Consider the following 12,286-nt stretch of genomic DNA (forward strand, 5'->3'; position numbering starts at 1 on the left):
TTATGAATAAAGATGACGCTTCAATTGTTGCAAAAGCATACATGGACAAGATGCAACTCGAATATCCCATCGAGCTTGAAATAAATTTCGAAATCACGGAAGAGCACCCAATCGGGTTCGTTTTTTTTTATAACTCGAAGAAGTTTTGGAAGACAAGAGATATGTCTGACACTCTTGTTGGCAACGGGCCGCTGCTTGTTCTTCGCGAGAGCGGCGAACTCGTTGTGTTGCCGTCAAATCAGTCGGTGAAGCGGAGCATTTCGACATATCAGCCTAATAGTCGATAAATTTAGCGATTCCAATGCGCTTAACGGCGATACCTTTCTGCGACAAACAGTATCGCCGGCTTGGATAGTGCTACGGCCGCTGCGCCTGGTGCTCGCGTACCAGTCGAGGCCTTTCGTCTCGACACCTGATTTTTATGGGGTTCAAGGAACGGGTATTGATGGTCTTGACGAACTATTCTCTCTCGACATTACGACTGAGCAGGGCGTGGGAAGCCGATTGAACTTGGTCGTGTCATTGGAGAGTGCTTTAAGAAGGGGCGCACTGCACTATGGACAGCAGGCAAAGACTTGGCAATTGCTCGTCGAAGTGGTCTCAAGCTGATTTCTTACTTTTAGCTTACCTCCACCTCCGAATAACTAGTTGCTTTAGTTATGAGGTTGATTTCGTATCTAATTGATCTAACACATAAAATCGATTGCATAACTGATCAAACTTAACGCTAGAATGCTTGGTATGAGTTTAGGGGATGAATGGTGAATTATTCAGTGCGGTTAGACGCCGAAGAACTACTGGCACTAGCACGTCAGGATTTAGGCAAAGAGCGTTATGATGAAGCGCTTCTAAAACTGAAGCAAGCTACGGCCGATGCCCCAATACAGGAGGTCCCGGCACAAATATTCGCAGAGCTGGGTCGACTGAATCTGCGCTTGGGATTACGCGCCAAGGCAAAGCAGGCTTTTCAGACCTATTTGGCACGAACGCCGGAAGCGGTGCAGGAGCGATTTGAGCTAGGGCTGGCCTACTTTGAGGAAAATGCATCCGAACCGGCTCTTAAGCTTTGGGAGGAGACGCTCAAGCGGGCACCGCTACATCCGCCTACCCTGTTCTACTCTAGTTTGGCGAATGCCCAACGTGGCAGCTTCAGTGCGGCCCTGCAGCTTAGCCAGACTCTCTTGGCCAATGTGAACGCCGAGAATCTCTATCACGGACGGGCCAAGGAGTTGGTGCAGCGTATCGAAGCGGATCCAAATTATAAGAAGGCGGGCGATACACGGGTTGCGATTGACCCCCGGGTTCAGCACTAAGTCATGATGGCTACCACGGAAGATGCCAAAGGGGAGAAGTTGCGGCGTCTACTTGGATACTTGGCCGTCGATTCGCGGAATAGCCGTCTTCTGATCGATGCCAGTGACGCAGCTCTGGAATTTGGGGATTTCGAACAGGCGAAGTCACTGCTGGAGCGTGCGAGGGCCTTAGAGCCCCAAAATGGCGCGTTGCGCTTCAGATTCAGCCACATTCTCTTGGCAGGCGGGGAGTATGAGGCGGCGCGAACTCTGCTGCTGGATTTGACCGCTACGGAAGGGGGCGCGCACCCTGCCTTCCTTTACAATCTGGCCTATGCGCAGTTCGGCTGCGATCGGATGGCGGAAGCCTTGGCCACTTTGAAGTGCATACCGCCGTCTGGGCAGCCACAGCTGCCGCAATATGCCTTATTGTTGGCGAAGACGCTGTATTTTTCGGGTCAGGTAGTGCAGGCGCTGGAGCCTTTGCGCGCATATCTGCGACGCCCGCCGTCCGAAATTCAGGAAAGGGGGCTGTGTGGCTTGATCTTGTTCGACAACGACAATGGCAGCGGTAATGTCGAACTAGCTCATACGCTCGCTAAGGAAGCACTTTCAACTAACCTTGCGGATCCTTTCGCCCACTTGGTGCTCGGGTCGATCGAACTGGGCCGCCAGCAGCCCGAAGCGGCTCGGCCATATTTGCTCAGCCTGGTGGAGGCCCAGCCAACCTGGGGGCGCGCTTGGTCAGCGCTCGGCTACATGGAGTTGCTAAACCTGCATTTGACGAAAGCGCGCGTCCACTTTCAGAAAGCCGTCCAATACATGCCGAATCACGTGGGCACATGGCAAGGCTTGGCGTGGACTGAGATTCTGCTCAAGGATTTTGCAGCGGCCCGTGCCGCGGTTCAAAGCGCCATGGCTTTGGATCGCACGTTTTCTGAAAATCATGGCACTTTGGCGGTAATCGAGATTTTCGATGGGCGCCCCGAATTGGCGGAGCCGGAGATCAAGCGCGGATTGCGCCTGGACCCCAAATCCCCATCCAGCCAATACGCCCGTAGCCTCTTGTTGACCCGAATGGGTGATGAAGAGGCGGGCAACAAGCTGATTCAACGCATTGTGAAAGATTCGGGCTTGCAAGATGGCAGACTGATTGCTGCAATGCAGGCTCGGGCACGACAATCGAATGGCGGCGGCACGATGTTTTTACCTGCGCCAGGCAACGCGCGGAAACACTGAAAAGATGTGGGGCGGTTCGGGGAAAGGCTTATGACGCCAGATCTGGCGCTGCAACTGGCAAGGGACATGCTTTGGACGGCGCTGCTGGTAGGGGCTCCGGTGATCGGTGCCAGCATGCTGGTGGGTTTGTTGATCAGCATATTTCAGGTAGTCACCCAGGTTCAGGAAATGACCCTGACCTTCGTACCCAAGTTGCTGGTAATTTTCTTTGTGCTGCTGACAGCAGGCAGTTGGATGCTATCTACGCTGCTTTCGTATAGCGCGCGCTTGATATCCAGCATTCCCAGCTTGATCGGCTAGCGGACCTGGCCGCCAACTGATGGATCTGACGCTTGATGCCGGTTGGCTGATCGGCCTTCTGCTGATCGCCACGCGGCTGGCGGGGCTGTTCCTCCTGTCACCGGTACTCGGCTTTGGTGTCGTTCCCTCGCGCATTCAGCTTGTATTTGTCTTCGCGCTGGCGCTGATCTTCGCGACGTCGCTTGGGGCGGTATCGGTGCAAGTCACCACTTTAGTGCAGCTCGTACGGTTGGCAATGGTGGAGCTGGCCCGGGGGGCTTTGCTTGCGTTGTCGGTCAATGCCGCTTTCGCCGCGCTCAATCTTGCCGGTCAGTTAATGGATTTCCAGATCGGATTCAATGCGTCGGCGGTGTTCAATTTCAACACCCAGTCACAAGATCCAGTGATCAGCTCCATGTTCGCAATGCTGGGCGGGGTTCTCTTTCTTGTCTTTGATGCGCATCACGAACTGCTGCGCGGATTGGCCCAGTCGTTCCAGGTTGAGCCGGTGGGGGACCTTGCGTTAGCCCTTGATGCTCACCGGCTAGCGGCTCAGCTCGGCGGCGTTTTCCTGTATGGATTCATGGTGGCCAGCCCGGTCGTGATGGGCCTGTTTCTGTTTGACGTGGCCACAGCCTTCATTTCCCGCTCGATGCCGCAGCTCAACATTTACTTTGTGTCTTTGCCGGTGAAGATCTTCTGGGGGCTGACGCTGCTGGTCACCAGCTTGACGCAGGTTGGCCCCCTGATTCGCGCCATTTTCGCGCATGGCGCTCTGCGCTTCGGCGTGGCGGTCTAATTTCATGGCTGATGAAAGCTCGGATCAGGATCGCGGCGAGCCCGCGACCCCATTCAAGCTGGAAGAAGCACGCAAAAAGGGTTCTGTCGCCAAAAGCAGCGAAGTTGTCTCCACGGTATCCGTTTTGGCCGGGATTCTTGCAATTACCGCTTTCGGTAAGTGGAGCATCGAACGCACGTTGAACGAGGCTGCAAATCTGTTCAGATTCTCCGGACAGCTCAATCTGGATCTGCCACGGACGATTTTCCTGCTCGGTCACATTGCACGCGACGCCGCGTTTACTCTGAGCCCCATTTTGGTGCTTGTGGTTCTAGGCGGGCTATTGGGAAATCTCTTGCAGACCGGGCCGGTTTTCAGTACGACACCATTGACCCCCGATTTTCAGCGGCTGAACCCGGCTGCCGGCCTAAAGCGCCTAGTTTCCAAGAAAATGCTTTTTGATTTTTTCAAGGTTTGTCTGAAGCTGGGTGTTTTCCTGACGCTGGCCTTCTTTATTCTGCGCGGCGTCTTGCCTGGGCTGTCTGCCTTGTATCTAGTAGGGCCTAGGTCAAATGCAGCCAATCTTGGCCACCAAGCGATACGAACGGTTACTATTCTGGGATTCGGGGCTATCCTGATTGCGTTGCTCGACCTGCTTTATACCCGCTGGGACTTTGCGCGGCGCATGAGCATGAGTCGAAAGGACCTAAAGGACGAGACCAAACGCCGTGAAGGCGACCCCCGGATCAGGGAGCGTCGGCGTGCGTTGATGAGGGAAATGCGCCGGCGCAGCGCCGCGGTGGGGAATGTTAAAGAGGCAGACGTGCTGATCACCAATCCAGAACACTATGCTGTGGCCGTCAAGTACCGGCGCGGCAAGGCTGTTGCTCCCGAGGTTGTAGCAAAAGGCGCCGGCCAGTTGGCGCAAAAGCTGCGTGAAGCGGCTTTCAGGCACCGCATTCCCGTTGTTCCGAACCCGCGACTGGCTCGGGCCCTTTACCGTGAGGTGCGAATAGGACGTCCTATTCCCGAGGAACACTATGCAGCGGTTGCTGATGTTCTTCGCTGGGTATACCAGATTCGTCAGAGACAGGCTGCTCCTAAGAACCAATCGTGATCGAAAAACTGAAAAAAGCGCTGGGATCAAAGAGTGATCTGGCGATCATCTTATGTGTGCTGGGCATATTGTTTGTCCTGTTTTTTCCGATCCCCAAGCAGTTGCTCGATTTTTTGCTGATCCTTAATTTCAGCTTCGCACTCCTGATTCTGCTGCTGACCTTCTATACAGACAAGCCGCTGGGATTTTCGACATTTCCGTCCTTGCTCCTTATCGCCACCCTATTTCGCTTGTCTCTAAATGTTGCCGCCACGCGCCTGATTTTGTCCCACGGCGATGCCGGAAAGGTCATAGCGACCATTGGCAAATACGTCGTCGCTGGAAATTTCGTGATTGGGCTGGTGGTATTCCTGATCCTGATCGTGGTGCAATACGTAGTTGTGACCAGCGGAGCCCAGCGCGTGGCGGAAGTGGCGGCGCGGTTTACCCTGGATGCAATGCCCGGCAAGCAAATGAGCATCGACGCCGAGCTCAACATGGGGCTGATAGACGAAGTAGAGGCGAAGCGCCGGCGCGGCGAAATCGAACGGGAGGCCAGTTTTTACGGAGCAATGGACGGGGCCAGCAAGTTCGTCAAGGGCGATGCGGTCGCGGGTATCGTGATTATCCTGATCAACATCGTCGGCGGCCTATCGGTGGGAATGGTCCAGCGGGGCCTGGGGTGGAACGATGCCCTCAATCTTTACACTTTGCTTACAGTCGGCGACGGCATTGTTACGCAGATCCCCGCGCTGGTAATCGCGACAGCCACCGGCATAATTGTCACCCGCGCGGCCACCGACGCCCGCCTGAGCGAAGAAATTGGCAGGCAGGTAGCTCGGCACCCCAGGTCCTTGCTGATCATTGGAGGTGCTTTGCTGGGGGCTCTTGCCGTTCCGGGCATTCCCTTCTGGCCTGTGATGGCGCTATTGGCGCTGGATGCCACTTTGGCGGCAGTGGCGTTTCGCAATCAAGCGCGCGAAGCTGCGGAAGCGGTACCGGAGCTTCTGGCGGGCAGCCAGGAGGAAGACGGTGATCTTCGGAATCTGCTCCTGGTTGATCCGATCGAGATCAATATAGGTGATGCGCTGGTTCCGCTTCTAGGACAGGAAGATGGGCCGCTGTTGCGTCGGGTACAGGCGCTCCGGAAGCAATTTGCGTCGGATCTGGGGCTCGTTTTCCCGAAAGTAAAGGTCCGTAGCGGCCTGCGCAAGGCGCCGAACGATTATGAAATCAGGATTCAGGGGGCGAGGATTGCCGGGGGAAATCTGGTTCCGGATCACATTCTTGCGATCAATCCGGGGGGGGACAGGCCTGCGCTAAGTGGAATAGCCGCGCGTGACCCTACTTTTGGGCTGCGTGCGACATGGATCGTCGAGGGGGACACGGAGCGGGCCAGGCATGCCGGGTACACCGTGGTCGATCCAGTGACGGTACTGGTGACGCATTTCAGCGAAGTCATGAAGACACATAGTGCCGATCTGCTGTCGCGCGCTGAAACTGAAGCGCTTCTCGCGCGTGTCCGCGAGCGGCAGCCTACTTTGCTCGAGGAATTGGTGCCAAATGTGCTGACATTCGGAGAGATTCAGCGGGTTTTGCAGAACCTCCTGCGCGAGCGCATTCCAATCCGGAATATGGAATTCATTACCGAAGTACTGCTGGATCATGGGCGCCAAAGTCGCGACCCGGACGTTTTGACGGAGGCTGTACGTGAACGGCTTGGCCCCATGATCTGTGATCGCCTAGGGGCCAATGACGGGGCGCTGCATGTGCTGACCCTGGATCCAAGAACCGAAGATCGGTTGCGTGCCGGAATTCGGGCAACTGACAAACAGTCCGGACTAGTACTGGAACCGTCAGTTATTGAAGGATTACTAAAACGTCTGTCACAAAAGCATGAGGAAATGATGTTACAGAACCTTATGCCTGTGCTACTCTGCCCCCCGCTGTTACGCAGGCACCTTCGGCGTTTAACAGAAAGAGTACTGCCGCACCTTTCAGTACTCTCGCTTAGCGAAATTCCAAATAGCAAAACGGTCAAATCGTTCGGTACGGTCGAGGCATAGCAGTTCTTAACGGTCTTTGGGGAGGGCGGGGTGGCCGATCCTATTTCAATCGCGAAAGTGTCGATGCTCGCTGATCTCGAGCGCATTCGAGACTTTGGCCAAAATGTGGCAAATGCCTCCACCGCTGGATACCGGCGCCAGGTGCCGTTTTCCATGACCGATCTGATGGGTACCACCGAGTCGTCATTAACGGAATATGGGACTTCCGGCGATGTCGGCGTCCAGACCGATATTACCGGGGGTGCCATAAAAACCACCGCTCGGCAGCTGGATATCGCTCTTGAAGGTGAAGGTTATCTGGCGGTCAACACGGCAGAGGGCGTTCGCTATACCCGCCGTGGCGATCTGCGCGTTGATCCCCAGGGCCGGCTTGTAACGCAGGCCGGAGATCCGGTAATTGCCGGAGGTGGCGAGGTCATTTTGCAGTCGGGCAATTCCCAATCGGCCTCGATCAAGATTTCTAGCGACGGGGAGATCACGGACGGCGACCGCCCTCTTGGGAAACTGCGGATAGCCGAATTCGGGAATCCACGCGCGCTCGAGTACGTTGGTAGCGATCTTTTCAAGGCAACAACGCATTCTGGTGCAATCGATGGCCAACCGCGAACCCGGGTACGGCAAAACGCGCTTGAAACATCGAATGTCCGGCCCGTGCAGGACATGACAGGGATGATGCAAGCATCGCGTCAATTTGAAATGAGTCGGAACGCCATGATGGCTTATGACACGATGTTGGATGCGGCTATCAATACGTTGGCAACATTCTAAGGGCGCCAAACAGCGCGCCCATTTGTGGTGCGCGGGTGAGTCATCAACGGGGAAACGGGAACAATTCTGATGATAGATTCTCTCTATATCGGCGCAACGGGGATGGGTGTGCAGCAGACCCAGATCGACACCATCTCTAACAATATTGCCAATCTGAACACCACTGCGTTCAAAAAAGGACGGGTCAGTTTCGAGGAACTTTACTATCGTCGTTTGACCGCTTTGGTCCCCAAAAGCCTCGATGCGCGGTCGAACCAGGTGGGATTGGGCGCGGCCATCGCAAGCACCAACCAGATCTTCACGCCGGGTAGTCTTACCCAGACCAGCAATCCGCTGGATTTGGCTGTTAACGGCCTCGGCTTTTTCGAAATAGCCGACGGTAACGGTCAGTCTTTATATACCCGGGCAGGCTCGTTCAAGTTGGATCAGGACGGCAACCTGGAGACGCAAGGGGGCTATCAACTGGCGGGAAAAATCCGGATTCCTGCGGATGCAACGCAGATAACGGTAGGGCCCGACGGCACGGTTACGGCCACCGTTCCCAGTCAGCAGGCACCGGTCGCGCTGGGCCAGATACAGCTGGCCAATTTTGTCAATCCCGAAGGGTTGCAGTCGCTCGGCCAAGGGGTTTTTGCCGCGACGAGCGACTCCGGACAGGCGTATCTGGCAATGCCTGGACAGAACGGCGCGGGTACGCTGAGCCAGGGTTATCTGGAATCATCTAACGTCGATCTGACGAGTGAGCTTGTCAATCTGGTGGTCGCGCAACAGGCTTACCAGATGAATTCGAAGATCATTCAGATTTCGGATACCTTGCTCTCCACAATCAACAGCCTGCGACCTTCGTAAGTCGTGCGTTTGAGCTGGGCGCAATTGTTATTGTTGAGTTGTTCGATGCAAGTGTTTGGTTCTGATTTATCGACTGTGATCGCTTTTAAGAGCGAGGCGGCACTTGATGTTAGCGTTACCTCTATTCCGCTTGAAAATGTCGTTGCCATTGAAGGTGGTGATGCGGAGTGCCGTGCGCGCCTACGGTCGATTCAAATGAGGATGTCTGATAGAAATGCTTCGATGACGATATCCAGACAGGATGTCATGGTGGCCATTGACCGTGTGATTGCAGATGGACGCTGCCCGGTCCACTGGCAAGGTGTTTCATTGCTTCGCCTGACATCACTTGCCGTTCCGATGGATATGCCCGGCCTCACCGAGCAGGCAAGCCGATTACTCAAGGCCGCGCTTTCTAAGCAGTATCAAGATATTGTCGTTGTGCCAACTGAAGCGTTGAATGCTTCGCGTTCGGTCAATCCCGGCACGCGTTTCGACGTCCTTCCGCCATTAACGGACCGCATAAGCAGGCGCATGGTGGTGGATGTTGCGGTCAGTGAGCCAGGACGTGCCACTTGGCGCCTACCAATCTGGTTTTCCGTGTCGGCAATGCGGCCGGCCATGCAAGCTCCGCGGGATTTGGCGATCCATCAAGATCTGGGTGCCTTCTCGATGCAGGCGGCTGAGGTCGACTGGGCTGCCCTGGACGGGCTCGCTGTATCAGCGGACTTCGATCTGAAAGGATATTCGACAAACCATGCAATACGTGAAGGCGACATCCTCAGAAAGGGGGATATAGTCCGTCGCCCGGACGTCGTCGCCGGAGATGCGGTGGCTGTTCACTATTCCAGCGGAGCGATCAGGGTAGAAACTGCCGCTGTTGCCATGCAATCAGGGTTTGTCGGAGATCGCATCCTGGTTCGAAATGAAAGAAGCCTCAGCGAAGTAGTTGGGGAAATCGACAAACCCGGGGATGTTGAGATTGCACCATGATTTTTGCTAGTGCCGCAAGAATTTCAATTCTGAGCATATTCATCTGCGCGCTGTCCGCGCAGGCCGCGAGCTTGTACCAGCCGACTTCCTACCAAGCCCTGACCTCGGATGCCCGATCTTTTCGAGTCGGGGATGCTCTAACTGTTCTGGTTGTTGAAACTTCTACTGCACAGAACCAGGCCAACTCGGCTGCGACCAAGGAAACGAACGCCTCAGCTAATGTTACGAACCCTACCAAGCAGTCTACGGTGGGGTTGGATCTGAAGCGCAGCTTCAATGGTCAGGCTTCCACGGCGAGGTCAGGTACGTTGCAGGCTGAAATCTCGGTACGCGTACAGGATGTGGCATCCAATGGGGATCTGGCCGTTCATGGCACGCAGAAAATAACGGTCAATGGCGATACGCAGCTGATTGCTGTCTCCGGTATTGTCCGTCCAATCGATATTTCATCGGATAACGTCGTTTTATCTACGCGTTTAACCAACGCAGAAATCGTCTACTCCGGTAAAGGGTTCACGGACCGCAATCAAAGCGAGAGCTGGATATCCCGGCTGTTTGGACTTTTGGGGTTATAGATGCGGACTTTCACAGCCCATTTCACGCTGAGTCTGTTCGCCGCAGTTGGAATGCTGGCGCCTGCGACCGCATCAGCCGGTGTCCCCGAAGATGATCTGATCCGTCTGAAGGATCTGGTGCATATCGAGGGTGTGCGGGACAACGCTCTGGTCGGCTATGGTTTGGTCGTCGGTCTGGCTGGCACTGGCGATAGCTCTCGTAATGAGCCGACTTTGCAGTCGATCGCCAATACCTTGACCCGGTTTGGGCTGCGGGTTACTAGCGATGAAATCTCTTCACGCAATATCGCCGCTGTCATCATCACCTCGACATTGCCGCCTTTTATCAGTCCGGGAGACAAGCTCGATATCAACGTCGCGTCGATCGGAGACGCGCGCAGCTTGCTTGGCGGTACCTTGATGTTGGCGCCGCTCAAGGGGCCTGATGAACAGATTTATGCCCTTGCACAGGGGCCACTCTCAGTCGGCGGTTTTCGTTACGACGCTTTCGGCAATGTCGTGCAGAAAAACCATCCGACCGTCGGCCAGATTCCTGGAGGAGCGATAGTCGAAGCTTCCACGACCTCGCATATCGTTAGTCAATCGGGAAATGTCTTTCTGCTGCTCGACAGCCCCGATTACACGACGGCTGCCCGCGCGGCGGATGCAATCAATGCTCGCATGCCTCCGATTGAAGGTGGCAATGTTGTGCGTGCCCAAGCCGTGGATGCTTCACGCATCGCTGTTCGCCTAACAGAAGATGAGCGGTTTCACTTGGTTAGCACGATCGGAACGATCGAAGGCACGGCGATTCATCCCGACCAGGCAGCGCGCGTGGTGGTCAACGAACGCACTGGTACCGTCGTTAGCGGCGGCGACGTCCGGCTCGGCAATGTGACAGTGTCGTATGGCGAACTAAAGGTTTCGGTCTCGACCGACTACTCATCCTCTTCGCCGATTCTGGTCGGGCAGCACGGTCATGGATTTCGCTCGACCGCTTTACCGGACGTAGATCTGGACGTCGACGAAGTTGCTAAACCAGCGGTGACCATGCCGGAGGGAGCCAGGGTTTCAGACCTTGTGATCGCCTTGAATAAAATCAAAGTGTCGCCCAGAGATACTATCTCGATACTCGAAGCAATCAAGCGCGCAGGTTCTTTGCACGCCGAACTGATTATTCAATAAATCGCGGATCTATCGCAGAAGAAGGAGTGTGAAGTGATCGATGCACTTGCGAGTGCCACATCCAGAATTGCGCGGATGTCGTTGGATGCGTACATGGACAGATATCAAGTGCTGTCCAACAACATTGCTAATGTCGATACGACTGGTTACCGGCCGTTGCAGCTAAATTTTGAACAGCAGCTCGCCGCTCTGCAAACGGCGGTGGCTTCTGGAAATTACAGCGATAGCGAACTTATCGGCTTGGCGGATGCAGTACATCCTTTTGTAGAGCAGGCGGCTGTTCCGTCCACTCAAACCGACCAGGCAATGCGGCTGGATGATCAAATCACACAGCTCACTCAAAACACGCTTCAGTACGAAGCATTGCTGACGGCCCTCGACCAACTGGGATCGATTGGCAAACTCGCCGTAAACGGAGGTGCTGCATGATGGACTTTACGCGTATTTTTGCAATCAGTGCCTCCGGAATGTCGTTGGAGCGTCTCAGGCTTGAAGTTGCCTCAACCAACATCGCAAATGCACATGCGAGTGAAGGAAGTATCAAGAATCCTTATACCCCGCGTCGCGTCATAGCGTCTACCGCGCCCGATTTTGAACGGGTGCTGGACGGCAGCCAGATTGGGGCTGAATCGCTGAGTGGCGTCGGACGGGTACAGGTGCAAACGGTCGATGCCAGCCCGCGGCTCGAATACGATCCTGGAAATCCTGCAGCCGATGAAAAAGGTTTCGTTTCAATTTCTCCCGTGAACGCCGTAGAAGAAATGGTGACGGTGCTTTCTTCTGTGCGCGCTTATGAAGCGAATGTAAGGGCACTCAACGCGGGGAAAGCCATGCTCAGCCGGGCGTTGGAAATCGGGAGCAGCCGATGAGCGCAGCGATTAGCCCTATTGGTGTCGCTTTGATAGCCCCTTCCGTTGCGGCTTTGGCCGAAAGCGTTAATTCGGCGAGTGGTTTTGCGGATGCATTCGGCAAGCTGATCGATAGCACCAATGCAAAGATCAACTCGGCCAACCTTGAAGTGCAAAAACTTGCGGTGGGCAAAGCTGAAAGCCTACACGGTGTGATGATCTCGATCGAATCCGCCAAAGAGTCGCTGAATATGGTTGTTCAAATACGCAATCGTCTCCTCGATGCCTACCAAGATATCTTGAAGATGCAAATTTGAGCCGTATCACGGGGGATATGTCCCGAGTGATGCGAGGTACATG

The 12,286-nt window shown here is 55.0% G+C and carries 15 protein-coding genes; all 15 read left to right on the forward strand.

Features of this window, described 5'->3' with window-relative positions:
* Positions 1 to 2 precede the first annotated feature (2 nt).
* Positions 3 to 287: a YrhB domain-containing protein gene (locus BP26_RS0110070; protein ID WP_084182977.1), complete on the forward strand. Its 285-nt coding sequence runs from the start codon at positions 3 to 5 to the stop codon at positions 285 to 287.
* Between the two features lie 471 nt (positions 288 to 758).
* Positions 759 to 1,313 carry a tetratricopeptide repeat protein gene (locus tag BP26_RS0110075; RefSeq protein WP_051748801.1) on the forward strand — a complete coding sequence of 185 codons (555 nt, stop codon included), beginning with the start codon at positions 759 to 761 and terminating at the stop codon, positions 1,311 to 1,313.
* A gap of 3 nt (positions 1,314 to 1,316) precedes the next feature.
* Entirely contained in the window at positions 1,317 to 2,531 is a 1,215-nt protein-coding gene (locus BP26_RS0110080) for a tetratricopeptide repeat protein (RefSeq protein ID WP_029920456.1), read from the forward strand.
* Positions 2,532 to 2,561: 30 nt separating this feature from the next.
* Positions 2,562 to 2,831 carry a flagellar biosynthesis protein FliQ gene (gene fliQ / locus BP26_RS0110085; protein ID WP_029920457.1) on the forward strand — a complete coding sequence of 90 codons (270 nt, stop codon included), beginning with the start codon at positions 2,562 to 2,564 and terminating at the stop codon, positions 2,829 to 2,831.
* Between the two features lie 19 nt (positions 2,832 to 2,850).
* Positions 2,851 to 3,609, forward strand: coding sequence for a flagellar biosynthetic protein FliR (locus BP26_RS0110090; protein ID WP_029920458.1), 759 nt, complete (start codon positions 2,851 to 2,853; stop codon positions 3,607 to 3,609).
* Between the two features lie 4 nt (positions 3,610 to 3,613).
* Complete coding sequence (locus BP26_RS0110095) at positions 3,614 to 4,705, forward strand: EscU/YscU/HrcU family type III secretion system export apparatus switch protein (protein ID WP_029920459.1); 1,092 nt, start codon at positions 3,614 to 3,616, stop codon at positions 4,703 to 4,705.
* Positions 4,705 to 6,750: a flagellar biosynthesis protein FlhA gene (gene flhA / locus BP26_RS0110100; RefSeq protein ID WP_029920460.1), complete on the forward strand. Its 2,046-nt coding sequence runs from the start codon at positions 4,705 to 4,707 to the stop codon at positions 6,748 to 6,750. The genes BP26_RS0110095 and flhA overlap by 1 nt, the downstream gene beginning before the upstream one ends.
* Before the next feature lie 30 nt (positions 6,751 to 6,780).
* A complete protein-coding gene (locus BP26_RS0110105) occupies positions 6,781 to 7,518 on the forward strand; it encodes a flagellar hook-basal body protein (protein WP_029920461.1) in 738 nt (245 codons plus the stop codon).
* 69 nt (positions 7,519 to 7,587) lie between these two features.
* Positions 7,588 to 8,367 carry a flagellar basal-body rod protein FlgG gene (flgG, locus tag BP26_RS0110110; RefSeq protein ID WP_029920462.1) on the forward strand — a complete coding sequence of 260 codons (780 nt, stop codon included), beginning with the start codon at positions 7,588 to 7,590 and terminating at the stop codon, positions 8,365 to 8,367.
* 45 nt (positions 8,368 to 8,412) lie between these two features.
* Entirely contained in the window at positions 8,413 to 9,339 is a 927-nt protein-coding gene (gene flgA, locus BP26_RS27510; protein ID WP_084182978.1) for a flagellar basal body P-ring formation chaperone FlgA, read from the forward strand.
* Positions 9,336 to 9,914 (forward strand): flagellar basal body L-ring protein FlgH, encoded by a 579-nt coding sequence (locus BP26_RS0110120; protein ID WP_029920464.1) that lies wholly within the window; start codon positions 9,336 to 9,338, stop codon positions 9,912 to 9,914. The genes flgA and BP26_RS0110120 overlap by 4 nt, the downstream gene beginning before the upstream one ends.
* Positions 9,915 to 11,078 (forward strand): flagellar basal body P-ring protein FlgI, encoded by a 1,164-nt coding sequence (flgI, locus tag BP26_RS0110125; RefSeq protein ID WP_029920465.1) that lies wholly within the window; start codon positions 9,915 to 9,917, stop codon positions 11,076 to 11,078. It abuts the gene before it with no gap.
* A gap of 33 nt (positions 11,079 to 11,111) precedes the next feature.
* On the forward strand, positions 11,112 to 11,507 hold the full coding sequence (locus BP26_RS27515; RefSeq protein ID WP_051748803.1) for a flagellar basal body rod protein FlgB: 396 nt from the start codon (positions 11,112 to 11,114) through the stop codon (positions 11,505 to 11,507).
* Entirely contained in the window at positions 11,504 to 11,947 is a 444-nt protein-coding gene (gene flgC / locus BP26_RS28445) for a flagellar basal body rod protein FlgC (protein WP_084182979.1), read from the forward strand. Before BP26_RS27515 ends, flgC begins: the two co-directional genes overlap by 4 nt.
* Positions 11,944 to 12,243, forward strand: a complete 300-nt coding sequence (gene fliE / locus BP26_RS0110135; RefSeq protein ID WP_051748804.1) for a flagellar hook-basal body complex protein FliE — start codon at positions 11,944 to 11,946, stop codon at positions 12,241 to 12,243. Before flgC ends, fliE begins: the two co-directional genes overlap by 4 nt.
* The last annotated feature ends 43 nt before the right edge of the window (positions 12,244 to 12,286 follow it).

It is taken from the genome of Nevskia soli DSM 19509 (assembly GCF_000711955.1).
Taxonomy (GTDB): domain Bacteria; phylum Pseudomonadota; class Gammaproteobacteria; order Nevskiales; family Nevskiaceae; genus Nevskia; species Nevskia soli.

Excerpts from the sequence above, each read along its gene's own strand:
- BP26_RS0110070 (WP_084182977.1), top strand. The coding sequence starts at position 3 with ATGAATAAAGATGACGCTTCAATTGTTGCAAAAGCATACATGGACAAG.
- BP26_RS0110075 (WP_051748801.1), top strand. The coding sequence starts at position 759 with ATGGTGAATTATTCAGTGCGGTTAGACGCCGAAGAACTACTGGCACTA.
- BP26_RS0110080 (WP_029920456.1), top strand. The coding sequence starts at position 1,317 with ATGATGGCTACCACGGAAGATGCCAAAGGGGAGAAGTTGCGGCGTCTA.
- fliQ (WP_029920457.1), top strand. The coding sequence starts at position 2,562 with ATGACGCCAGATCTGGCGCTGCAACTGGCAAGGGACATGCTTTGGACG.
- BP26_RS0110090 (WP_029920458.1), top strand. The coding sequence starts at position 2,851 with ATGGATCTGACGCTTGATGCCGGTTGGCTGATCGGCCTTCTGCTGATC.
- BP26_RS0110095 (WP_029920459.1), top strand. The coding sequence starts at position 3,614 with ATGGCTGATGAAAGCTCGGATCAGGATCGCGGCGAGCCCGCGACCCCA.
- flgG (WP_029920462.1), top strand. The coding sequence starts at position 7,588 with ATGATAGATTCTCTCTATATCGGCGCAACGGGGATGGGTGTGCAGCAG.
- flgA (WP_084182978.1), top strand. The coding sequence starts at position 8,413 with ATGCAAGTGTTTGGTTCTGATTTATCGACTGTGATCGCTTTTAAGAGC.
- BP26_RS0110120 (WP_029920464.1), top strand. The coding sequence starts at position 9,336 with ATGATTTTTGCTAGTGCCGCAAGAATTTCAATTCTGAGCATATTCATC.
- flgI (WP_029920465.1), top strand. The coding sequence starts at position 9,915 with ATGCGGACTTTCACAGCCCATTTCACGCTGAGTCTGTTCGCCGCAGTT.
- flgC (WP_084182979.1), top strand. The coding sequence starts at position 11,504 with ATGATGGACTTTACGCGTATTTTTGCAATCAGTGCCTCCGGAATGTCG.
- fliE (WP_051748804.1), top strand. The coding sequence starts at position 11,944 with ATGAGCGCAGCGATTAGCCCTATTGGTGTCGCTTTGATAGCCCCTTCC.